Source organism: Parachlamydia sp. (assembly GCF_050255895.1).
GTDB lineage: Bacteria > Chlamydiota > Chlamydiia > Chlamydiales > Parachlamydiaceae > Parachlamydia > Parachlamydia acanthamoebae.
This window is the reverse complement of the sequence record NZ_JBFWIR010000002.1, coordinates 53,821-76,181: the sequence shown is the minus strand read 5'-3', so window position 1 is coordinate 76,181 and position 22,361 is coordinate 53,821. Positions and strand designations below refer to the sequence as shown.

At 38.3% G+C, this 22,361-nt stretch carries 21 protein-coding genes; 10 read left to right on the top strand and 11 right to left on the bottom strand.

From position 1 onward, the window contains the following. Positions 1–220: 220 nt before the first annotated feature. Positions 221–1,252: a phosphoribosyltransferase-like protein gene (locus AB7E63_RS00755; RefSeq protein WP_006341996.1), complete on the top strand. Its 1,032-nt coding sequence runs from the start codon at positions 221–223 to the stop codon at positions 1,250–1,252. 3 nt (positions 1,253–1,255) lie between these two features. On the opposite strand, the gene AB7E63_RS00750 is transcribed toward AB7E63_RS00755, so the two are convergent. From AB7E63_RS00750 to AB7E63_RS00740, 3 genes are read right to left on the bottom strand one after another with little or no spacing between them, the layout of a single operon-like run. Next, positions 1,256–2,044 carry an ABC transporter permease gene (locus AB7E63_RS00750; protein ID WP_006341997.1) on the bottom strand — a complete coding sequence of 263 codons (789 nt, stop codon included), beginning with the start codon at positions 2,042–2,044 and terminating at the stop codon, positions 1,256–1,258. After that, the gene (locus AB7E63_RS00745) at positions 2,041–2,829 is read right to left on the bottom strand and encodes a hypothetical protein (RefSeq protein ID WP_006341998.1); all 789 of its coding nucleotides are present in this window, start codon (positions 2,827–2,829) and stop codon (positions 2,041–2,043) included. Before AB7E63_RS00745 ends, AB7E63_RS00750 begins: the two co-directional genes overlap by 4 nt. Then, positions 2,822–3,811, bottom strand: coding sequence for an ABC transporter ATP-binding protein (locus AB7E63_RS00740; protein WP_006341999.1), 990 nt, complete (start codon positions 3,809–3,811; stop codon positions 2,822–2,824). Before AB7E63_RS00740 ends, AB7E63_RS00745 begins: the two co-directional genes overlap by 8 nt. A 143-nt stretch (positions 3,812–3,954) precedes the next feature. Here AB7E63_RS00740 and AB7E63_RS00735 point away from each other — a divergent pair, with 143 nt between their 5' ends. Further along, on the top strand, positions 3,955–4,560 hold the full coding sequence (locus AB7E63_RS00735) for a hypothetical protein (protein ID WP_428418434.1): 606 nt from the start codon (positions 3,955–3,957) through the stop codon (positions 4,558–4,560). Here AB7E63_RS00735 and AB7E63_RS00730 read toward each other — a convergent pair. Next, positions 4,557–6,926 carry an ATP-binding protein gene (locus AB7E63_RS00730; protein WP_428418432.1) on the bottom strand — a complete coding sequence of 790 codons (2,370 nt, stop codon included), beginning with the start codon at positions 6,924–6,926 and terminating at the stop codon, positions 4,557–4,559. The genes AB7E63_RS00735 and AB7E63_RS00730 overlap by 4 nt on opposite strands. 106 nt (positions 6,927–7,032) lie before the next feature. Beyond that, complete coding sequence (locus tag AB7E63_RS00725; protein WP_013925340.1) at positions 7,033–8,400, bottom strand: sodium:solute symporter family protein; 1,368 nt, start codon at positions 8,398–8,400, stop codon at positions 7,033–7,035. A 455-nt stretch (positions 8,401–8,855) separates the two neighbouring features. On the opposite strand from AB7E63_RS00725, the gene AB7E63_RS00720 reads away from it, so the two are divergent. The 3 genes from AB7E63_RS00720 to AB7E63_RS00710 all read left to right on the top strand — a co-directional run bounded on the left by AB7E63_RS00720 (position 8,856) and on the right by AB7E63_RS00710 (position 11,761). After that, on the top strand, positions 8,856–10,484 hold the full coding sequence (locus tag AB7E63_RS00720; protein ID WP_013925341.1) for an inverse autotransporter beta domain-containing protein: 1,629 nt from the start codon (positions 8,856–8,858) through the stop codon (positions 10,482–10,484). Positions 10,485–10,532: 48 nt separating this feature from the next. After that, a complete protein-coding gene (locus tag AB7E63_RS00715) occupies positions 10,533–11,123 on the top strand; it encodes a hypothetical protein (RefSeq protein ID WP_006342006.1) in 591 nt (196 codons plus the stop codon). Between the two features lie 77 nt (positions 11,124–11,200). Next, complete coding sequence (locus AB7E63_RS00710) at positions 11,201–11,761, top strand: hypothetical protein (RefSeq protein WP_006342007.1); 561 nt, start codon at positions 11,201–11,203, stop codon at positions 11,759–11,761. Here the strand turns inward: AB7E63_RS00710 and AB7E63_RS00705 are convergent. The 3 genes from AB7E63_RS00705 to AB7E63_RS00695 all read right to left on the bottom strand — a co-directional run bounded on the left by AB7E63_RS00705 (position 11,758) and on the right by AB7E63_RS00695 (position 15,612). Further along, positions 11,758–13,290: an Npt1/Npt2 family nucleotide transporter gene (locus AB7E63_RS00705; RefSeq protein WP_006342008.1), complete on the bottom strand. Its 1,533-nt coding sequence runs from the start codon at positions 13,288–13,290 to the stop codon at positions 11,758–11,760. The two genes, AB7E63_RS00710 and AB7E63_RS00705, sit on opposite strands and share 4 nt — an antisense overlap. Positions 13,291–13,553: 263 nt before the next feature. Beyond that, on the bottom strand, positions 13,554–14,666 hold the full coding sequence (locus AB7E63_RS00700; RefSeq protein ID WP_428418428.1) for a GNAT family N-acetyltransferase: 1,113 nt from the start codon (positions 14,664–14,666) through the stop codon (positions 13,554–13,556). Positions 14,667–14,676: 10 nt separating this feature from the next. Next, entirely contained in the window at positions 14,677–15,612 is a 936-nt protein-coding gene (locus AB7E63_RS00695; protein ID WP_006342010.1) for a DMT family transporter, read from the bottom strand. A gap of 104 nt (positions 15,613–15,716) precedes the next feature. Here AB7E63_RS00695 and AB7E63_RS00690 point away from each other — a divergent pair, with 104 nt between their 5' ends. Further along, a complete protein-coding gene (locus AB7E63_RS00690; protein ID WP_006342011.1) occupies positions 15,717–16,127 on the top strand; it encodes a DUF952 domain-containing protein in 411 nt (136 codons plus the stop codon). Between the two features lie 44 nt (positions 16,128–16,171). Here the strand turns inward: AB7E63_RS00690 and AB7E63_RS00685 are convergent, their stop codons facing one another. From AB7E63_RS00685 to AB7E63_RS00675, 3 genes are read right to left on the bottom strand one after another with little or no spacing between them, the layout of a single operon-like run. Further along, a complete protein-coding gene (locus AB7E63_RS00685; protein WP_006342012.1) occupies positions 16,172–16,801 on the bottom strand; it encodes a class I SAM-dependent methyltransferase in 630 nt (209 codons plus the stop codon). 37 nt (positions 16,802–16,838) lie between these two features. After that, positions 16,839–17,258 carry a GNAT family N-acetyltransferase gene (locus AB7E63_RS00680; RefSeq protein ID WP_006342013.1) on the bottom strand — a complete coding sequence of 140 codons (420 nt, stop codon included), beginning with the start codon at positions 17,256–17,258 and terminating at the stop codon, positions 16,839–16,841. Positions 17,259–17,263: 5 nt separating this feature from the next. Further along, on the bottom strand, positions 17,264–19,441 hold the full coding sequence (locus AB7E63_RS00675) for a hypothetical protein (protein ID WP_036746430.1): 2,178 nt from the start codon (positions 19,439–19,441) through the stop codon (positions 17,264–17,266). Between the two features lie 339 nt (positions 19,442–19,780). On the opposite strand from AB7E63_RS00675, the gene AB7E63_RS00670 reads away from it, so the two are divergent. The 4 genes from AB7E63_RS00670 to AB7E63_RS00655 all read left to right on the top strand — a co-directional run bounded on the left by AB7E63_RS00670 (position 19,781) and on the right by AB7E63_RS00655 (position 22,268). After that, entirely contained in the window at positions 19,781–20,308 is a 528-nt protein-coding gene (locus AB7E63_RS00670) for a hypothetical protein (RefSeq protein WP_006342015.1), read from the top strand. Between the two features lie 6 nt (positions 20,309–20,314). Continuing rightward, a complete protein-coding gene (locus tag AB7E63_RS00665; protein WP_006342016.1) occupies positions 20,315–20,881 on the top strand; it encodes an inverse autotransporter beta domain-containing protein in 567 nt (188 codons plus the stop codon). Positions 20,882–21,142: 261 nt separating this feature from the next. Next, positions 21,143–21,688, top strand: a complete 546-nt coding sequence (locus AB7E63_RS00660; RefSeq protein WP_036746432.1) for a collagen-like triple helix repeat-containing protein — start codon at positions 21,143–21,145, stop codon at positions 21,686–21,688. Positions 21,689–21,707: 19 nt separating this feature from the next. Next, positions 21,708–22,268, top strand: coding sequence for a collagen-like protein (locus AB7E63_RS00655; protein WP_050784579.1), 561 nt, complete (start codon positions 21,708–21,710; stop codon positions 22,266–22,268). The last annotated feature ends 93 nt before the right edge of the window (positions 22,269–22,361 follow it).

Genomic DNA, 22,361 nt, shown 5'->3' with positions numbered 1-22,361 from the left:
AGTCATCTTTTTTTGTACGATTATGAACTTATGAAAACTAATTTATTTATGATCAAGACAAACTTTAGATACTTTTTTTTTAAATGCATACCGATTTTTAATTTAAAAATCTAAAGCTTTTATTGTGTAGTCCAGATTTACATTTGCGTAAATGAAACGATTATTTTACCACACCGATTACTGAATTAATTAGCTATCTGCGACCAGGGATAAACCACTCATGGAAGCTTTCGAACGCTTTAAACTCGTCCTATTATTATTTTCCGCTGGATTTTCAAACGGTATTTCTTCAGCAGCGGAATTGTACAAGAAATTTAATGAAGCTCATATAACGCTTGCAGAAATTAATCATTGGCTTGATCAATTTGATCAAGAAGATCGTGAAGCTGCCATTATGCTTCTTCAACAAATTGACTACTATTCTTATCGACAATTAATTAAGGACCTTTCTTATTTACATAGACAAGTTCTAGCTTGTTTGAAAAAAGAAGGGTTTATTGAAGATGATAGCAAAGAAATTTTATTTAAAAATATTGACTTCTCAAAAACCTATCCAGCGAAAAGTGGCGACCTTATTTCCTACTTTTATCGCACCGCTAATAAAATCCGGGGCGTCGCTTTTAAAAATTTAGATGATCTGTACCGTGATGGAGAAGACAAATCCAATCGCTGCCTCATTATTTTAGATGACTATGCGAGCACAGGAACACAATTTTTATTTGAACAATATGCCACTGAGCATTACGACCTCTTTAATCATTATCAAAAAGTTTTTCATGTTGTTTTAGTAGCTAACAAAAGTGCAATTGAGAAATTTGAAAAAGTAAAAAGAGGCGACCATGAATCGCTTGCGCAGGATTTTTTTCAAATCCTGAATGTGAATGAAGAATCGGAAAAGAAAAAAATTTATGAAAATGTAAAAAAAATTCATTCAGACAAGCTAGAAATCATTTTTTTACATCAAGAGACGCCTCTCTTTGAAAAAACAAAAGATCAAGATTCTAAATCAACAGAGAAGATTGCGGATTTGCTTCAAAAATACTGCATGAAACAGTATTTAGGTGGGGGTTACGACACAAATGGACATACAGTCTTTTTTTATAATTGTCCTAATAATCTGCCCGAGATTTTGTGGAATAGTAAATCGAGAAAGCGGGATGGATCTCCTTGGACCCCCCTCTTTAAAAGAATTGAAGACATCAGCATTTACGAAATGTCTAAAGGCATTCCCGCTGAAGAGCAAATTTGGTAAAACTTAAATACGTAGTCCAAATTTATTACCCGATTCATAATGCTTAAGGCCCATATGAAATACGCAAAATGCGCCAAGTAAGAAAATCGAAGAACTCCCCATTAATAGCGCAAGTTTGATCCAAGAAAAATCTCGAATCAACGATACAGGCAGATTTCCAATGATACCTGCAGGGATCACGGTATACATCACAAGTTGCATGAATCCGGAGTAAATATTCGTTGGATATAACGCAAAGAGATAAACAGAATCGAAATATTTTTTCGAAAGCGTTTCCACAGATCCCATCCAAAAAGGCAAACTGTGCGCAATAATACCTATAGAGACAAAAACCATACACCCACTTATAGAACTGATTACAATCAAACAAATGGAATCCCTTTGCAATCCTCCATAAATCATGAATAAGATCATCGTGAATAAATGCCCCCACCCTTTTGCCAATGAGCGTGAACTTGAAATGTGAATCAGTAAATTTTTGGGTTGCAGCATGAAAAAATCTAAATCTCCATTGATAATCATTTTTGAAAGCAGTTTAATCCCTCCAAATAAGACTTGCATAAGACCATATGCACCTGATCCGATGGCACTCAAGAGGATCATCTCTTCAATTTTCCAGCCATCGATATCATGAAACTGATTGAAAAAAATCCACCATAACGAAAAGAAAATGAAATTATTTAAAATCATGAGCACGGATTCAAGCAAAAAAGCGTTCTTGTTGCTCAAAGAGGCTTGGATACTTGTCTTGAGCAGATAGAACATAAAAACCATGGTTTTAAACACGCTCATCCTCCTTGAATATTTAAGATTTTCAATCCTCTTCGATAAAAAAAGATCAGACAAAGACATCCAAAAATGCACCAAAACATCCACATTCCTAAAAATACTAGAATATGTTCCCAGGTAAAATGCATAAATAAAGCACTTCGTTCTCCTAATATTGCAGGAAAAGGAGTCAGGTAAGCCATCACTTGCATCCACTCGGGAAAGACAATCAAAGGTAAGATGATTCCGCCAAAAATAAACAAAAGCCTTTCCCAAATCCACAAAAAAGGCTCAACGTCTTGCACCCAAAAAGCAGAAAGGCCAATCAGCATTTGAAAAATAATCCCTAGAATGCCTCCTAAAAAGCCAAATAATAGGAAAGCGAAGAAAGAGAGTGGGTGCACAGATAAAAGCCCGACTTGAGAGGAAGTAAATAGCAATGTCACCCCTCCTAAAACAAGAAGATTGATGCTTAAAACTCCGAAAGCTCCGGCAAATATCGACCCGAGATAGGAAATGGGTCTTGAAAGAAGATACGCTAGGCGCCCCGTGTGCAAATCTTCTTCTATTTCATTATGTGTGTCAGGAAGAGATAGTAAAACCCATTCATTGAAGGCGATGTACCACAAAAGTTGATCTGAAGAAAAGTCTATAGCCCCCACTTTTGCTGCAGCAACCTTCCAAAGAAACGAAAAAATCACTAAGCAGCTGACTAAAAAAATGCTCATGCCAATCAAAGCTTTATAGTTTTTCAAAGTCAATAAACAGGATAAGCGAAAAACCATTCCATATTTTTGCAAATTACGCATGAGAGGAATTCCTATAAAGGATTCGGATGACTTCTTCCATAGAAGGATCTTCAATGGTTACATCTTTTAAGCTAGCCAATTTCAAAGCTTCTCGAATCACTGCATCAATAGGAATCGCCTCTAAGTCAACTTCACAGATGAAATGATAATTGGCATTCTCCAGGGTTTTGATCCCTGGCAATGAAAGTGAAAGGCATTCTTCCGTCGTCACAAAAGTCAAAATTTTCTTTTTCATATAAGTTTTCTTCAAATCTCTGACTGAACTATCATGAATAATCGTGCCTCGATCCAAAACAATGACACGATCGCAAACTTGTTCAATATCGGCCGTATCATGCGAGGTCAAAAATAATGCAATTCCCTGATTTTTAGATAATTTGTTTAAAAAACCTCGAATTTTTTGCTTCGCATTGATATCTAAGCCAATCGTCGGTTCATCTAAGAAAAGAATCTTGGGTTGATGTAAAAGGCTCGCGACCAGCTCACATCGCATGCGTTCTCCCAACGAAAGTTGCTTAACAGGTCTGTTTAAAAGTGATTCGATTTCGAAAACTTCCACAAGTTCAGCTAGGCGTTGTCGATAGACGTTAGAGTTAATCTCATATATTTTAGCTAACAATGCAAATGTATCTGAAGGCGGTAGGTGATACCACAACTGTGTTCTTTGTCCAAAGACCGTCCCAATTTTATAACCTAAAGCTTGGCGATCTTTCCAAGGAGTTAAACCGAGAATGTCTATCTGACCTGCGGTGGGATGTAAAATGCCTGTAAGCATTTTAATTGTCGTCGATTTGCCTGCACCATTGGGTCCAACAAAAGCCACTTTTTCACCTTCGTGAATATGAAATGAAAGACTGTGGATGGCCTCAATTTCTTTTTTTTGAAAAGAGAAAAGATTTTTAAATGTGCCCCAAATATGAGGAAAAGTTTGATTGACGACAAATTTTTTTGATAATTTGTCGATTTTCATGATGGGATGCATAGTTTTCTCTAAAAGAATTCGGTTCGATTTGCAAAAATGTATCTCTACCAAGGATTTCTCGTCCAAATGATTTTTGCAAATTGCAAATATCGATTGAGTGAATTATAAAAGTTTTTGATATTTAAGAAAAAAGGAGCAACGTTATGTTACCATTGCCACTCGAGCCATTAGCCCTTCACGATAGTGGTATTATTGTATTTAGACGCCCCTTACACGAACTTGGATCTCGCATAAAAAAGAGGAAGTCGATTTCTGGTGAACTTCTCAAACAGTCCATCATCGTTCTCGCGCTAAGCATTTTCAGAGGCCATTTCTATCAAAACATCCTTTTGCTTAGACCCGAAGCCTTATATCATAGTTTAGAAAAAACAGTCTCACATGTTAAAAATTCAGGACAAAAATTTTGCTCAACACCTGGCACTTTACCCACCCCTTACTTCACAGCTCAGGATTTGGAGTCGTTTACCAAACGATATCCGTGCTTATTAGAAAGTGCACATTATTTTAAGCCCATATCTGAGGGTCTTCAAAGCGATGATCATCCTTTTAGAATATCCAGTGCTTTAAACGGTCCTATGGTGTTAATCCCTGATTTTAGTGCTTACAAAGAGATTTCGCCTCAAACTGTCAGATCGTATTTTGATAAAGCTTGGAGCATCAAGTTTCCATCTACAAAAGCGATGAGGCATGCTAAACGAGTAACACAATTGACGTTTGCTAAATTGTACCATTTCTCTTCTCAAAATTAGGAAGGTAAGGGCCACCATAAAATGGCCACCGTTTCAACTACCAAATCTGTTTTACGCGGCCTAATTGACACTTTATCTAATGGAATTTCATCGACGTTTTTACTTTGGATCAGCAAAATTTCTTTTTGCAAAGAACTTTCAAGCTCATCCAACTGTTGCTGATAATCCTTCACACTTTCCTCTGCACTTGCCACATCTTGAGATTCTTTTCCTATCTTGCCAGCCTTTTTTAGGGTCGATCCCGCTTCAGAAATTCTTGTGCTAGAAAATATTTTTTTCCCCAAAAAAGCACCTAAGAGCGTCCTGCCTAGAGAAATCAATGTATCAAACTTTTGCTGACCTGCTTGCTGCTGCTGTTTGGTTAATTTTTCTTGAGCTCGCCGCATTCTATCTTGCAGAGTTTGAATCTTATCCGCATAAGCCTTGCGCAATTTTTCGACATCGGCATCACGTTTCTCACGCAATAATTGTGCAAGGCGAGCCCGGAAATCACCTTCACTCTCCCCGATTTTTGAAATCGATTTTAAATCTGAGGATTTAAATAAATCCAATGTTTGGCTTTGGTATAAAAAATTTAAGAATGATTTTTGATAACCTGGATAGTTTTTAGCCTGCATGAGGTCCGCCGGAAGCTCTTCAAACATCCCCTTTTTAGGTAAATCTTGCGTTAAACTTTCTTTTCCACCTGGAAGATTAGAGCCTTCACTCCACTGGACTTCATTGCCTGTATCGGCCATCCCTGCGACATAGACATAGTCTTGCCAAGTGTCTACGTCATTTTTTGAATCGATAAAATGGGCCTTCCCAATTGCTAAGACTAAAGGACGATAAGTTTGTTCAGGAGAATCTGTCGCTTTTTTAGAGGTATATTCCTGAACACCAGGAGGAACTAAAGGCTTTTGTGAGCGCGAAACACCTGCAAAAGGTTGTTGAGCTGTAACTGCAAGTTCCTCTTGTTTTCGCTCTACCTGTGTGGTTAGAGATTGAATTTGAGGTAATGTCAAAGGTCCTCTTAAATACGAGAGAGTCCACCGAGTCTGAAACAAGACAGAAGCTTTTAGATGGACATCCTTCATCACAAACGTGCGTTTTCCACACATGGACAATAGTTTATGCATTTCATTCGGATCGCTATCTTCAAGCGAAGCCATTTTTAACCCTTCCTCAATGCGGGAGCGATCACGATCTGTTTGCAATTTTCCTATAAACCATGTTCCACAGTTGGATAACCCTTTATAATCTAAGTCAACAGGGTTTTGAGTAGTCAGAACAACCCCCAATCCAAAAGCTCTAGCTTGCTTAAGTAGGGTCAACATGGGTGTTTTGGAAGGAGGATTCGCAGTGGGAGGAAAATATCCATAAATTTCATCCATGCAAAGAATCCCTCTTAAACTCGATGTCCCCGATTGTCTACGTATCCAAGACAATGTTTCGTTCAAAAGAAGGGTCACAAAAAACATCCGTTCAGATTCTGATAGATGTCCAATGGATAAAATAGAATGTCGAGGTTTTCCGTCTTTCGTATACAAAAGACGTTGAATATCCAGTGGTTCCCCTTCCATCCAAGCTTGAAAGCCAGGAGAGGCCAACAAGTTGTTTAAGGAGATCGAAAGATTCAAGCGCTCTTTAGCAGGGTAAAAGGTCTCAAGATCAAATACACCAACTTTATCAAAGGGGGGTTTTTGAATTTCCTGAATCAGCGTAGCTAAATCGAGATCACGATTCTCTTTCCATGCTTTTTCAAAGATGGTTGAAATTAGAATATGCTCTTTACTTTTGATTGGATCTGCATCGATGCCCAATAATCCGAGCAAGCTTGAGGTAGTGGATAGGATACGATCACGAAAAGCAGAAGTATCTAAAACAAGCTCTGGAGGAGGTGCTCCAAAGGAATTTAGAAGAGAAATGGGTAAGCCTGCTTGACTCGCAGGGGTATAAATGGTGGTTTCCACACTATTTTTATATCTGGCAATTCTCTTAGCATCCTCTCCCCATTCAGCCAGTCCTTCTTTCCAGTCCTTTGCCACTTTCGCCGCATAGGCCTCTTTTGTTTCGCCATTTCGAGAGGCTTCATCCGCATCAATCCAAGGTAAAAAATCTTCCGGTTTCAAATCTGGAAACGCTAAAAGCAAATTACCCAGATCGCCTTTCGGATCGATGATAATGGCCGGAATTCCATCTAAAGCAGCCTCTTCTAATAAGACAATCCCAAGACCCGTTTTCCCGCTGCCAGTCATCCCCACACATACAGCATGTGTCGTCAAGTCTTTAGAATCGTAAAGCAAAGGATGGTCTGTTTCCTTGCCATTGGATGGATTGATTAGCTTTCCTAGATAAAAAACGCCGAGCTTGTCTATTTCTTGCATGGGAAACCTCTATCTGTTTTTTTTACCTTAAACAAAAAGAGTTTTTTTAAAATCAAAAAAAATGGGAGAACCTTTTATTTTGAATAAGAGATTCTCCCCGCAAAGGCTATGACTGTGCATATTCTTGAGAATTGGTTCTAAATAGCCAGGCACCAAAAAAATAACCTGAAAGGGAAAAAGCCAGGCTGCAAACTTCTCGCCCAATTTCTAAAGATGTCCATCTAAAGAGAATAAAGCCTAAAGCTCCACACAGCATCGCAGATCCGGCGGCATATTTATTCCCCTGTTTTTTATAGAGAGCAAAACACAAAGGAATGAATAAACAGCTAACAGAAAGTTCATAACTTAAAATCAAAAGATCTACAATATTGTTAAAGTAGAATGAAAAGAATATACCCGATATGGCAATCAGTGCGGAAATAATCTGAGAAAACCGCACACTATTCATGCTAAAGCCTGTAAATCTGAAATCTTGAGACAAATTAGAACTGACCGCGTTAATTAAGGAATCTGCAGTCGAAATGATAGCAACCAAAATGGCGCAGCAAACCAATGAAGTCACGAATGGATTTGTCATTTGTTGGATAACACCCATTAACACACTACTTCCTACAGGGATCTGAATTTCGCTATTTCTAGCCATGATTCCAAAAAAGATCGGGATCATACTAACAAAAAATGTGCATGCCGCCGCACAAAGGGTCGCCAAGGAGACAATCCTTGGAGATTCCGCTGCGAAGCAACGTTGGCCCATGTCTTGCTCAATGACCATAAAGAGTAAAGGCATGAGAAGCCATCCCGAAAATTTCGACATGTCAAATGTAAAATTTTCACCGACAAATCCTTCCGATAATGCCACACTGAGAGGATATTCAAGATTGAAAACGGCGTAGCCAAAGCAAAGAAAAAAGACGATGACAAAAAAACCTGCTTGAACTGCATCTGTTGAAATCACAGCTTTTAGGCCGCCTACGCAAGTATAAATAATCACAATGCCCCAAAAGATAAAAAACCAGATTGGGTTATCAACACCTACACTCAACATAAACTTTTTTGAAGCTATAATTTGAGCAATAAAGATGGCAAAAAGGGAAAGTATCGAAAGAATGGAGGCAATTTTTTTTAGGGTGGAAGATTTATAAACCACCTCAAAAATTTGAGCAACTGTGGAAACTTTAAATTGAGAAAGCTTTCGTCCGACCCCAACTCCAAGCAAAACTAGACCCAAACAAGCTCCTAAAGGATAGAGAAAAACACTCCACCCAAACTTATAAGCTTCTTCGGCCGCTCCCAAAATAAGTCCACCCCCTACTTGAGTCGCTAAAAAGGTCATCATTAACGGAAAAAAACGAATTTGCTTTCCTGCTAAAAAGTAATCTTCTTGTGTTTTCGTCTCTTTAGCTGATTTACTTCCTACAAATAAGCAAATCAATTGGAGACCTAATAAAGTCATAATAAAAGTCGTCAAATCCATAACATCTCACTGAAATAAAATAATTAAATTATTCAGACAAAAAAATATCGATTTAGATTGTCTGTTTGTAAATTCTTAAAATGTAAAACGAAAAATGTAAACTTATTTTAAAAATAAGCTTAGCAAGAATGGATATGACGATGGTGATGATGAACAAGAACAGATGCGAAGAAAAGTAGATTTGAAGCGTTTAATGAATAAAACTGACCCGGCAAAAACCTGTCAAATCTCTGTAGGCTCTTTTGCATATCAAAATTCCTTGTTGAATCATTTCCAATATAGCAGCTTAAAAAACACACTTTTTTGTTCAAGCTTATTGGGAGAATAACATAGATCAGAAAAAAAATCTATAATATATTTTATTTCACCCTTTTTTCTACAAAAGGATTGACATTTTTTTATCGCTCCCTTATCAAATTAAAAATCGCATAAACATCAAGAAGGATTTTTTAAAAATGCTATCCCGAATTTTCTCCTGCAAAATTGCAATGCCTTTTGTCTGTCTAGCGACTTTCAACGTTGGGATTGCTCAAGAAGCTTACCCTAATAATAACATCCCCCAATATGAAAGTGCTTATTCACAAGAAAGCTATTATCCTTCTCATCATTCATACCATCCTCAAGATCAGAGAGGTGAATACGCCCCTTATCCAGATCAACAGCAAAGCTTTTATCGCCAAGATGAGCAAATGATTCCTCATCAAGGGTATTACCCAACAAGACATCATAACCAGCCAGCGAATCCCGACCTGTACGATCAGCAAGAATACGATCCTCGCCAAGCAGCACCTCATGAAGGACCCCTCTATCCTCGACAAGGAATGACACAGCAAACTTACCCAAATCCTCAAGCACATTCTTTTATTCACGGTGGACCTCAATACGAACCACAGTATGAAGAGCAACCATCTGATTATTATCCTAATCAACAACAAGGTGAACCTTATCACCACGCACCCGGACATCAACCACGTCGAAATATTCCTAACCGACAATATCCCAATGAGCCATACCATAATGGCCCTCCCTATCAATCTCATGGAAGTTATCCTGAGCAACCTTACTCGCGTTACCCCCAACACGACGGGCCCTATCACGAAGCTCCCATGTATCATTCTCCAGGCTATTCTCCTAATCAAGCCCCTTATCATGACGAAGAGCCTGTCTATGGAAGTGAGGGCAATTTACACATATTGCAAGCTCCAAATGAGGAACAAACTCCCCCGCCTCCTTATGATGGGTACCAAATCGATGATTCTCTTAACACACCAAGATGGTGTCAATTTTCTGAGTTTGGATATGTGCGTGGAGCTTATACCTTTGGTGAGGGAATCGGTATTCGACATAATTATTCAACATTAACAGCCCTTTTTGCCCCTCTCGTCCCCTACGATGATTATTATCCCTTTTTAGATCTACGAGCCCACTACATCAAAAATAAACGTTGGGCAGCCAATGTAGGCGGAGGTCTTCGATGGAGAGATTGCATGACAGGCTTCATCTTTGGAGCAAATCTGTATTATGATTATCGCAATACAACTCAGACGGATTTTAATCAGTTTGGATTTGGACTTGAATTCTTTACGAACTGTTTTGAAATGCGCTTGAATGCTTATTTCCCTGTGGGAGATGTTACTCATTGTGAAGACCATGTCTTCAGCGATTATATAGGTCCTTACTATGCTGTCTGCGGCTTAACTGAAATTGCTCAAAAAGGTGTCGATCTCGAAGTCGGACACACCTTCTGGAAATGTCCTTACTTTTCTGTTTTTGGAGCCATCGGTGGCTATTATTACACAGATGTTTGCGGACATCGCCACCATAACCATAACAATGAAAAGCGGTGGGGAGAAAAAGCTCGTGCATGCATTAACGTAGGCTCTCTTTTAAGTCTTCAAGCCCGATTTTTTCATGACAATCACCAAAATAGTTTTTGGCAAGGAATGGCCATGTTGTCAATTCCACTTGATTTCTGTTTTGGGATAGCCTTGAGAGAAAATTATAATCGCGTATTCACACAACCAGTTGAACGAAATGAAATGATTGTTAAAAGGAGATATTGCAATTGGTCAAGTAACTGGTAAAAATATTTAAACTATTAATCCTAATTTTTTGATTAGAGAAGGAAATTTATGCTAAAAAAATGCACAACATCACTGCTTGTTGCCCTGACAGTGTTTTCGAGTAGCTATGCATGGGAAGAGCATCAAGGAATAGAGGCTAAAAAAAAGCCTCCCGCAACTAAACCGGGGCCTCCAGGGCCTCCAGGGCCACAAGGCCCTCCAGGACCTCCGGGAGTTTTTCATGTAAGCTATGCCTCTGCTTATGGCGAAAGGCAAACGATTGATTCAAACCATGTATTTATACCCATCACATTTGAGCATCAACGAACAACCTCTATTGGAATGGAACATCCTGTTTCGAACCAATACGAACGGTTTAAAATTCAAAACAGTGGTGTCTACCATATTGGTTGGGCCATAACAGCAACAAGTGAAAGTGACGATGAGATCGAGATCTCTCTTTTCAATGTGACTCAGGGAGCTCCTTTTCAGTCTGATACATTGGGAAAAGCTAGTTTGGTGGCAAACCAAGCTCAAGTCATCTCTGGACAGACCATTGTCCCTTTGACGGCTGGTACTCTTTTTGAATTGCAAGTAGCGAGTTATTTTGGAAATGCCCTTATACAACCTTCTATTACAGTCATGCAAATTGCTCCGTAAGTGTGTTTTTCACTGAACAACCTGAGTTGTTCAGTGAAAATAAAAATAATTTCAAACAAGACTGATCAAGGAAAGCAATGTTAAAAAAATCTGTTTTACCTTTTATTTGGACTCTAATGCTTTTCACTTCTGAGATGCATGCTAAATGCGAAAAGCCCGCACAAGGCCCTAGAGGGCCAACTGGAGAGCCAGGCGCTCAAGGCCAATCTTTAAGCTTAAGCTCAGGATATGCTTCTAGCTATGGAGATTTGCAAGTATTAAATTCGGGAAATTATTTTCCTCTTCATTTTAATCATGCACGTGTAACGCCTGCCCATATTGCGCATCCGTTTAACCATAACGACACCTTATTTCAAGTGCAAAAAGATGGAATTTATCTTATTGGGTGGACGTTTATTCTTTCTAATGATGTGGACGATATCGTTTCATTAGGTCTTCAAAATGTCACACATATGATTAATATTCATCCTTTTCCACAAATGGAAACACATTTAGCAGCTAATCAAACCAAGGTTTTGTCAGGCCAAACGATCGCTCTATTACAAGCAAAAACAGTTGTTCAATTTGAAATTTTGAGTCAAGAGGGAAACTTAAAAGTCTCCCCCTCATTGATTGTGATGCAAATCGACGCAGATTAAGCCGCCGGTTGCAATTGTTTTTGAACGGGGCTTGGCCCCATTTTAATTTGCACTCGATTCTTTAAAAAATACACGGCAGTAAGCCATCCAAGAACAGAAATAATAATGATTGGAGTGAGGAAATGTGCGATACTTAAAACAGAACTCACACTCATGCATTCCATAAGCCCTACTTGAATCCAAGAAGAACCAGATTTTCCAAAACGTGAAGCCACAACATCCACTGCGGCCTTCCCTTTTGTTTTCGTTTCTTCATCCAATGAAATGTAAGCCATCTCCTTGGTCGGATCAAACAAACAGTATTTCATCGATTTGCATGCCACATTATGTAAAGCACCACAAATCACAATAAGAGTCAAAGCGCTTGTTCCTATCGCCATAGGTGATTCCGCATAGTAGGCTTGAGAAAGATAGGTACCTAAAAAAATCGCGGAAACAACTCCAAGTACAATTGGAGTTAATTTGGCACCACCGCCCCACCCAAAAGTTCGAATAATATTTCCCCCAGCAAACAATGAGAGGAAAAGAGATAGCCACCCTGTAATAGAAGAAATAAGGCCCATAAAAGCTTGATAATCATTCGAATCGGGGTACTTCAATTTTAGCGTCGCTTTCCAAAGGACTTCAACCATATTCACAGAAAGACTATAGCCGATCACCATCAAAGCAATGCATCCTAAATTGGGAGAAAATAGAATGTGGACTAAACTTTCTTTCAAAGACAAAGCTGTATCCTTCTTTTCACGCGCTACAAATTGCTCACCATTTTTGGCAATGTTCCGATCCATTAACCAATATACACCAATAATCACCAAATTCACCAAAGTCACAAAACCCATGAGATACTGAATTGTCAATAAATACTGGCTATTCACAAAAGATTGCGTAAAATACCAAATCAGGTAGCCCGCAGCAATGATTCCGACATGCCCACCCGCCGATAAGATCGTGTAAAATCTAGAGGCTTCTTTGATCGTATTAATTTGATTTGCAAATCCCCAAAAAAGTAGGCCTATTACGACTCCACCCCAAAGTTCTGCCATGAGAAAGAATAAAGAATCCATCCAATTGCGATAGACTGCCACCCAATGCCCTCGTTCTTCTCCAAGTACAGAGAGCAGCCAATTGGCAGATTCTGTGGGAGAGAGTAAATCGCGATTGGGATAAAGGAAAAAGCCATATATAGCAAAAAAGGCAAGGAATGGAAATAAAGTGAAATAAAATAACCGGGAGGAGGAAAGATGATTGCTGAGCTTGGAATAAACAATCATAAAGAGAAAAGCAAAGAACAAAACAAAAGAGCCTTTTAAGATCGGGATAGTTTCGGCTCCAAACCCTTTTGTCACAATTAAGGTATCTTTCGTCGCATGAAGAATTGCAAAGTTGAATGAAACACAAAATTTTAAGAGGATGAGAGAAAACACTTTTTTATTTTCGAAACAATGAACAGGCCATAATCTCCTGCGCCATTTGCTTAATTCGTCGGAAGGCTCCGCATTGTGTTCGTCTATGTGAGAAATACAACTCATGTTAAAAAATCTCCTATAGAGAAACTTTCACTGTTATGTATCATGATTAATGGGATATTTTTTTGCATCAAAGTCCAATAACTATTAGCAGTATATTTTTTTTTGCTTTCCAAAAAAGGCTATCAAACAAACAGTTTTTATTCAAGAGGTTTAAAATAAACACATTCGCTCTTCTTCGGACCTCGTAATTTTGCTTATATGTTTTTTTTACAAACCATTTATCGAAATCTGAAGATAATCATTTCCCCAAAAAAAATGATTTCTTATCCCTCTACGACGCCCAATAATCGAATAGGCGCTTCGGTCCCACATGTGCGAATAGGAATCACCATCACATGTCCTCCAGTTGGAGGCATTTGAAGAGCATTCGCAATATTCTCTACAATAAATTTACCCGCTCCTAAAATGAGCGCATGTACCGGAAATCCTTCAGTGGAACGGTCTGGTGAAAGCGTATCAATTCCTATTCCAGCTATAGATTTGGAAATCAGATATTCTGCTGCAGATTTTGAAATATTGGGAAATTGGTATTGATTATGATACTTAACGGGCTCTTCCCAATATTTGTCCCAACCCGTATAAAAAACCACAAAGTCATTCGGCCTTAGCTCTCTATGTAATCTTTCAAAATTTTGAATATCCTGAGAATTAACTGTATAATGCGCATGCGCTCGATCTGAAACATCAATCACTACGCAGGGTCTAATCAATGACTCCAAAGAGAATCCTTCAACCGTCTTCCCCCCTGAAATACAATGAGCAGGAGCATCCATGTGGGTTCCCACACCAGCAAACATTTCAATGTGCTGGACAACGAATAGGTCCTGTGGATCTGAAATGGTAGCATGTTGAAAGCCACATGTCATATCCCAAGTGGGGATAGTATCTTTCAAAACATGTGTCAAATCTATCCACTTAAAAATGGATAGAGAGAGGATCTTTTGCAGGTACACCCTTGAAAAGGCAGATCCTTGCTCCGACTTAAATAGGGGCTTAAATCCCTGAGCTCGATAAAAGTTAAATGTATGGAGAGACGCGGGATGATTTTCCCTGGGACTCAGAGTTTCTACGGTTAATGAACAGCATCCCTGTGACAAACAAAATGCCTCTGCATAAAGCATTAAGGCTCTTCCTATTCCTTTTTGACGATCCTCTTTTTTAACTCCTAGCCAAAAGAGATGAGCTGTCTTTGGATAGGGAAATGCAAGGCAAATTAGTCCCTTACACTCTGTATTTTGAATCCATCCGAAACAACATTTTTCGCTCACATCTTGCGCATAAACGTCTGAAATCCCAAGCTCCTCGGACAAAGTAACAGTCATTTCACGGTAGGCTTTCTCGGCATCTAAAGGATTTAGCTTAAAGATAGGCTGCATCGATTTGCCTTTATGCCGCATGTTGAGGAGATAATGTCTTTGTCGCTCGAATGCCGTAAATCACGGCACTTAATAACACACCGATGCCAAAAAATTCTCCAAGTGGGGGCAAGCGCTGTTCAAACGCATAAACAAACAGTAATCCAAAAATGGTTTCAAAAATGGTCAGTTGTCCAGCCATTGTGACCGGTAAATAAAGACTTGCTTTATTCCAAAGATACCCACCAAACCAAGAACACACCACACCTAAAATTAAGCAACCGATTAAAAAGCGATATAAAGCCGAATTGAGAGTGGTATATTTTTCTAATTCAAAATCACTAAAAAAGAAAAACAATCCAAATCCCCATAAAAAAGCCCAGAATAGAGTGGAAACACCAACTAAGGTAGACCATGTTGTCGAAGTCATTTCTGGAGTACTTTTTAAGAATTGTGAATTGGCAACCACATACCAACTCCAAGCAAAAACAGAGACAAAACTTCCGATAATTCCAAAACCATATTCAGAAAATGATTGAGCACCTCTCAGATAAGGAAAATTAATGCCAATCAATCCCAATAAAATAAGAAGGGAAGGAAGAATTAAACTTTTAAAATTTCTTGAGTTTTCCATCCAACTTCCATAAAAAGAAATTGTGATGGGACTAATGCTTAAAACGAGAGTGCATACGGCCGGATTTGAATAGCGCAATGCCAGAACTAAACAAGTATAGTACAGGACCGTGGACACAAAAGAAAAACCAAGCGCACGCAACCAAATCTCTAAAGGATAGGATTTTCTAAGCTTGCTTTGGCTTAAAAAAATACTGAGAGAAATGAAACCATAGACAAGATATCGCCCCAAAACAACCTCAAAAGAGCTAAACTCATTCATCAGTTGCGGAATAATAAATATCAATCCCCAGACAAAACAGGCAGCTAAAGCAAATACAATTCCCTTGAACATAAATGAAATCAATCTTAAAGTTTAAATAAGCTTTGGGCAAACATGCAATTTATTTTATAGAATGATTCAAAATGTCGCAATTATTTAGTAAATAAAGGAAGATTATGCGTTTTATTTTTCTTTCTCTAACCCTACTCTTTAATCTAGCATTTCACAATGCCAAGGCTGAGCAATCTATGATTTCAGATAATTCGCATGATTCTCCCCCTAAGTTTTTATATAAAATCATCTCAACAGATGACTGGCAAAAAAGCATGCAAAGTAAAAGCATTGTGCTTTCTCCGATTGATAAAGACTTTATCCATCTCGCCGAAGAAGAACAAATTTCTCATATTGTTCAAAAATTTTGGTTTGGGAAAAATTACGTTCTATTAAAGCTAGCTGCGAACAAATTAAAAGGACGTTTGATCTATGAAAGGAATCCTGGAGGGAAGACAAAATATTTTCATCTCTACGAAGGTGGGATTTTTTTTGATGCCGTCTTAGAAGCAACAGTGGTTAAGGTTACTAGATGAAAAAAACAAAAGTGTGATTTACACACCTTTGTTTCGCTTTAACATTAATGAAATCTCTTGCGCGCGATACAATGAAAGCGACGTGTTGGAAGCTCTCGGAAATCAAATTGCTCGAACCACTGAATTTCAAAGTTTTTCAATAAATCCATAATCGCTTGCACCGAGTAATGTCTAACAACAAATTGATTCTCGGCAACATGCAATCCCCAATCATTAAATTCTTTGAACCCATTCACATAATTTCCCTGAGAAAATGAATGCTCACAAATTAAAAAATCGGAAACATAAAGAATTCCTTTGTTTTTCAAAACTCTCCAAATATCTGCCATTAGCAGTTCGCGTTCCAGCGCATTCGATATATGATGAAGAGCTGAAGAGAGCACAACCGCGTCAAGAGAAGCATCTAAGCAAGGGATGTGCATTCCCTTTTCCAGAACACGTAGATCCAGCTCTGGATAAATGAGTTTCCCTCTTTCGATAGCGATTGAAGAGGAATCAAATCCGATGAGATTTCGGTATCCGTTAGCTTTAAATTCATACAATAAATGGCCCTGATTGCACCCATAGTCCACAATTTGAGACTGCAAAGTCAAAAAGGGGTGCAACTTATCTAGAAAAAAAGATTCTTCACATTCTTTAGCAACGATCATATTCCAATGTTCTTGAGCTAACATAAGATCCGTCCTGATATAAATAATGTTTTGTGTAATATTACAAATTTTTCCTTAGAAAATACATTTTAGATTGCTTTTCATAGCCTTCTCTAATGAATTCGACGTGATATCCTAGCTTTTGATAAAAAGGGAAAGCTTCCCAATCCATCGTTGTAACGGTTAAAAAGGTACAATTTCTTTCCTTGGCCACCTTTTCTGATTCTGTCATTAAACGGGTGCCCCATCCCTGATTTCGAAGGGGTTTGTCTATCCATAGCATGTCGACATACAAACAACCATAGTAAGTTACCCCATGAAGCCCACCCTTGATATTTTCTTTTTCATCTTTAATAAAGATCCCAAAAGAACGGATGGGAGCCATGTGCTTTGCAGCGTAAGCTCCCTTATTGATTCCTTGCAAAAGCGTAGAAGCTTCTTTTTCAGAAACCTCTTCATTTATTTGTAAAGTGAACGGCATAAATTTTATTTCGCTATTGGTTCAAAAACATTCTCTTTATTTTTATTTATCTCTAACCAACGCTTTTGTTTATCCGTAAGCATTTTAATATGCTCTCCATCTAAAAATGGTTTCGCTAAATGAAAGGCTTCGCTTGGTAATTGGGGTAATAGCCTACGTGTTCTGAGACTACTTTCAGGCCACATTTTATCGAAACTTTCTTTTGTAAGCTTCGAATAGTCAAAAGCAAGAACTTGCTGATCACTTAAAGCGGTCCAGTGTCCTTCCAAAAAGAATGGAATGAGTTGATAGAGCTTTTCTATGGGTAATACTTGAATCTTTTTTTCGAAATTTGAATTCTGAGCTGAAAAAATTTCATAAAATATAGCCGAGTCAATCTTCGTATAGTCTAATTGACTTAACACACCCAAACTTAGCTTTCCCCAATCCCCTTCTGTAAAATACGGAATAAGTGCGTTTATCGATTGTATAGATAATTTTTCCAATAAATTCCATTTTTCCTCGCTTTCTCGACTAAATATTGACTCAAATGCCTTTTGATCAATTTCGTGTTTTGAAAAGTCAAAATAAATGATCTGTTTTGGAGTTAACTGTTTCCAATGTCCGGTGTAAAAATGGGGATAAGCATGGTAGATTTGATGCGTGGATAAGGATTTAATTAAATCATAGCCCAATGTTTTGCTAAAAAACCTCTTTAAAACATCCTGATCAATTTCAGAAAAATCTAACTGGATAATCTGATCTTTGGCCAAATAATCCCAATGACGGTCCGTAAAATATTTTTTCACATAGTTAATCTGAAGATCGCTCAATTTTCGAAACAACTTAGGAATCTTAGGTCCATTAAAAATGGCATCAAAATCCTTTTGTTTCATCAGAGAATAGTCAAGACCTAAAATTTGATCTTCGGTAAATTTTCTCCAATCTTCTACTGAAAGGAATTTTCTGATCTCGTTTATTTGACATGAACTTAAAGCTCGTAAAAGCGCATCTGAACGTTCAGATTGATTAAAAATTGCCGCAAAAATTTCTTCGTTTTTAATATGAACAAAATGTAAGGCCAAAATTTGTTCATCTTTTAAGCGAGAAAATAATCTCGGAGGAATATTATTGACACAGTTATTAATTTGTATTGAAGTCAGCATGTGCACACGTGATTCAGAAATGAAGAACATCTCAATTTGCTCTGTTGACATATGCTTTATCTGAAGATCTTGGATAACTGAATCTGAAAATAAACAAAAAGCAAGAGGAGGAAGATGGGTCATCCATTCGTTAATCCGTTTTGCCCCTAATTGATATAAATGAATCAAAGAGATCCCTTGAATGTGTTTTGGAGAGACTATGGTAGAGTCTAATTTCTCTTTGTGCTTCTCAGCTAGATCAATCAGCCTTTTTCTTAAAACTCTTTCAACAAATTCCGGGTCAACATGTCTTATTATTGTTAACGTTAACAGCGGAAATTCTTTATCTGAAATAAGTCCGAATTTTAAAAATGATTCTTTCCATGCGGGAATAAAATCCCCCAAAATTAGCTCACAATGGCGAATACTCTCTAATCTTTTTTTAAGTTGCATTGCTTGGTCGAAATTTTCCAATCGCGTCGACATAGCCTTTATTGCAACATTTGTTGAAGAACAATCCATCACCTTCAGAAAATCTACAAGTGGAGTATTTAAAAATTCCTCAGACAGAAAATATTTTCTCGCTAAAGGCTTATTTAATGCATGCTTTTCCGCATTGATTTGTAAGCTTAAAATAGGAGGAAGTTCTTCTTCCTGCTTTATATCGGTCTCAGTTTTTACATGTTTTATGACCGATTTTTTTTTATTTACAGAAGGAGATGCATGACCAAAATTATTCCTTCCTACATCGATTAAAAGAGCAAAACGTATACCTGTCTTGTTTCTTTTTATATACTTTCGAAAACGTCGAGACAAATAGATAGATCCAAAAGAAAAAAGAAGGGATAAACCCGCAAAAACCTTTCTAAACGCCATTTCACGCTTTGAAAAAAGCCGCACTTTTTTTGCAACTAACTTATAGCGCCTACCTTGATAGTCTTCTCCAACGGGAAGAGCATTTTCATCGATAATTCGATCTTTATCCTCAAATTGGACTTCACCCCACTTAGAAAAAGAATCCATTTCCTCGAGGCTTTTTATAAAGAGAACTCTACTCATAGTCATTTCATTTGTTTAAATCATTTGGTTCGTAATCGATCATGTTTTCATAATTCTGTGAGAAGGTTTTTTTTCTTAAAACATTTAAAAACCTTCTTTAATTCCTCATTTTTCAAAATCAAAAAGCAAAGATAAGAGAATAAAGTTTTTTTAAGAATTGGCGCAAGTAAATATGCAATCCTAATTTTACATTGTCATTCTCTCAAAAAACTTGATCCACAAAAAAATACCTTTACCATTAATACCTAAATTTTTATATCAAAATTTTAAGAACCTCGTTTAAGGGTTATTTCAAAAAGTTTTAAAATTCAAAATGTATATGTGAGGATTCCACGATAAATGAAAAAGCGCGCCTCCCTTTTGCTCATTTTGTTGTTTCTAATGCCAGTCCATTTATTCGCCATCCGATGTTGTCCTACCCCTTCTGGCCCTCCTGGAATTCCAGGTCCCATAGGCCCTACCGGTCCCACAGGCCCCACTGGTCCTGCGGGCCTCGATGGAATAAGTCCGATAGGTCCGACGGGTCCGACAGGTGTTCAAGGCCCTACAGGTGCGGCAGGAACCAACCTTTTGAATATTTGCTTTCCGGGAGCATTCATCTATGGACGCATTGCAATGCCTCTCTCAGGAAGCGTTACAGCACTTGGCCCTGGATATCTTTATACCGCCACACCAACCTCACTCACGATTTTTTATGCACCTGCCGTATTTGGGAATAGTGCCACGGCAGAAGGATTGCGAGGGGGAGCAACATCCGTAAGAGTCACACGTACGGGAGCTGAAGATTCTTCCATCATTATTTACGAAGTGGAACCTCCAGGCGCAGACTACATAAATTTTTTTATCACAAACTGCTCCTCCTTATAAAACAATATGAAAAAATATTTACTCATTACTCTTATCTTTTTTTTCTCTATCCATCAAGCAACTCACAGTAATGAATATTTTAAAACTTATCTTTCTTATAAAGGCGGAAATGATGGATTGGGATATCATTCAAATTATGCTTCTTTGGATTTAATGTGTTTCCCACTGCCTCTTGAAGACATAACGATATTTTCAGATCTCAAAGGGCATTGGTTGACTCGACATCATTATGCAGTCAATGCAGGCGTAGGATTTAGAAAGATTTATGCTCCTCAAACTATTTGGGATGCAAATCTTTTTTATGATCATCCTAAATCTAGCTATGACCATTACAATCAAGTCGGACTAGGATTAGAATTATTTCATGAATTATGGGAACTTAGACTCAATGGAGCCGTCGCTTTGGGACACACAACAAAACGGAATAAAACATTTGTTTATACCGATGTTTTTTTTGTAAAAAGACACTTTCACGAATATGCATTCTTATTTGTAGAAGTGGAATTAGGTAAAAAATTTATTTTTTTTGATAACATTTCCCCTTTCATGGGCATAAGAACCTATTATACGTGATCTCGATTCAAAAATAACGCACTTGGAGGTATTTTCAAATTGCGAGATACTTTTTATAGGTATTTCACTCTAGAAATTTCCGGAACATATGATCGTATTTTGCACTCTTGCTGTGCAGGCAAGTCTAACCATCTAATTTCCTTGGAATTGGAGAAATTGTGCCTCATGTCACGAATTGTTATATGAGCGTGTTTATCGAAATGAAATTATTCCGTTAAAAAGATCCTGCTATTGGACGAAAATTACTAAAAGGCTCTTCTAATGAAAAATTTATATGATTTACCGTTACGCATATCCCTTATGCTAACAGTTTTTCTTTGCTCTCTGAGCCAACTTGAAGCGAGCAGTTGTATTCCGGGACGCAAAGGATCTCCAGGAGCTCCAGGAGATCCAGGACCAATGGGACCAACAGGTCCAGCCGGAGAAGATGGCCCTGCAGGAGCCACAGGACCGGTAGGCCCCACAGGTGCGACAGGCCCGGTAGGCCTTCCGGGAAATCAAAAGCTGAATGTTTTACCTTGTTCAGGTCAAACGACCATGATTCCTATATCCATTACGCTGCCTCCCCTCGGAGCCTCTTCTGGATCAACAGTTTTTTTTACTTATACGGCGACTCCTACACAGCTCACAATTGACATGGCTAGCTCAGACCAATTTGCTTTGGTTGTGATGCCAGGCTTAACGACTTTGACTGATCAAATTAGTCACACAGTGACCCAGACAGCACCTAATACTTTTGAGATTAATTTAAGTGATGCAGCAGACTATATAGGGATTGCACTAATTGGCTGTCCACCCGTTGACTAAAAATCTTGAGGATATCAACATGCGCAAACAGATTCTCGTAACAACATTGTTTTTAACAATTTGCTTTAACAATTTATGCGCTACCCAACATGCAGCGACAAGTATTGCTGACCCAGAATCTGCACAAGGACTTTCAGGCCCTAATGGTCCAAAAGGCCCTACAGGTCCTGTGGGACCGACGGGCGCAGCTGGATTGCCAGGTTCTCCTGGGATGACAGGAGCAACTGGCCCTACGGGTGCAACAGGACCATCAGGACTACAAGGAGCTGAAGGAGATACCAATATTTCGATTTACTGCTTTACCAACCTTACATTTGGAATTATTGACTTTCCCTCTGCAGGAACAGGACAAGGTTACACGTGGGAAACCTCAGCAAATTCTGTGATTTTAAATTTTCTTTCCCCTTTTACTTCTAATGTTACCGTTGTAGCAGAACCCTTTTATTTAGGAACAGCTGGTGCTGCCATTATACCCTCGATCGAACGCTCAGGGAGTTCTGTTACAATTAACTTCACAACGGGTGGTGTGCCGACAACGCCAGACCAAGTACGCTTTATTGCAGTGGAATGCGGCGGTTAAATCTTTTTGCTCTTTTGATGTGTTAATCCTTAACACATCAAAACAGTTACATCAATTTTTTTTGAAAAAAACAAAACTTCTTATTAAAAGATT

Coding starts and splice junctions, on each gene's coding strand:
- AB7E63_RS00680 (WP_006342013.1), bottom strand. CDS start 17,258: ATGCCGTTCACTTTACAAATAAATGAAGAGGTTTCTGAAAAAGAAGCT.
- AB7E63_RS00745 (WP_006341998.1), bottom strand. CDS start 2,829: ATGCGTAATTTGCAAAAATATGGAATGGTTTTTCGCTTATCCTGTTTA.
- AB7E63_RS00690 (WP_006342011.1), top strand. CDS start 15,717: ATGCGTTTTATTTTTCTTTCTCTAACCCTACTCTTTAATCTAGCATTT.
- AB7E63_RS00725 (WP_013925340.1), bottom strand. CDS start 8,400: ATGGATTTGACGACTTTTATTATGACTTTATTAGGTCTCCAATTGATT.
- AB7E63_RS00700 (WP_428418428.1), bottom strand. CDS start 14,666: ATGCAGCCTATCTTTAAGCTAAATCCTTTAGATGCCGAGAAAGCCTAC.
- AB7E63_RS00750 (WP_006341997.1), bottom strand. CDS start 2,044: ATGAGCGTGTTTAAAACCATGGTTTTTATGTTCTATCTGCTCAAGACA.
- AB7E63_RS00660 (WP_036746432.1), top strand. CDS start 21,143: ATGAAAAATTTATATGATTTACCGTTACGCATATCCCTTATGCTAACA.
- AB7E63_RS00705 (WP_006342008.1), bottom strand. CDS start 13,290: ATGAGTTGTATTTCTCACATAGACGAACACAATGCGGAGCCTTCCGAC.
- AB7E63_RS00685 (WP_006342012.1), bottom strand. CDS start 16,801: ATGTTAGCTCAAGAACATTGGAATATGATCGTTGCTAAAGAATGTGAA.
- AB7E63_RS00720 (WP_013925341.1), top strand. CDS start 8,856: ATGCTATCCCGAATTTTCTCCTGCAAAATTGCAATGCCTTTTGTCTGT.
- AB7E63_RS00665 (WP_006342016.1), top strand. CDS start 20,315: ATGAAAAAATATTTACTCATTACTCTTATCTTTTTTTTCTCTATCCAT.
- AB7E63_RS00695 (WP_006342010.1), bottom strand. CDS start 15,612: ATGTTCAAGGGAATTGTATTTGCTTTAGCTGCCTGTTTTGTCTGGGGA.
- AB7E63_RS00655 (WP_050784579.1), top strand. CDS start 21,708: ATGCGCAAACAGATTCTCGTAACAACATTGTTTTTAACAATTTGCTTT.
- AB7E63_RS00675 (WP_036746430.1), bottom strand. CDS start 19,441: ATGAGTAGAGTTCTCTTTATAAAAAGCCTCGAGGAAATGGATTCTTTT.
- AB7E63_RS00755 (WP_006341996.1), top strand. CDS start 221: ATGGAAGCTTTCGAACGCTTTAAACTCGTCCTATTATTATTTTCCGCT.
- AB7E63_RS00735 (WP_428418434.1), top strand. CDS start 3,955: ATGTTACCATTGCCACTCGAGCCATTAGCCCTTCACGATAGTGGTATT.
- AB7E63_RS00670 (WP_006342015.1), top strand. CDS start 19,781: ATGAAAAAGCGCGCCTCCCTTTTGCTCATTTTGTTGTTTCTAATGCCA.
- AB7E63_RS00710 (WP_006342007.1), top strand. CDS start 11,201: ATGTTAAAAAAATCTGTTTTACCTTTTATTTGGACTCTAATGCTTTTC.
- AB7E63_RS00715 (WP_006342006.1), top strand. CDS start 10,533: ATGCTAAAAAAATGCACAACATCACTGCTTGTTGCCCTGACAGTGTTT.
- AB7E63_RS00740 (WP_006341999.1), bottom strand. CDS start 3,811: ATGCATCCCATCATGAAAATCGACAAATTATCAAAAAAATTTGTCGTC.
- AB7E63_RS00730 (WP_428418432.1), bottom strand. CDS start 6,926: ATGCAAGAAATAGACAAGCTCGGCGTTTTTTATCTAGGAAAGCTAATC.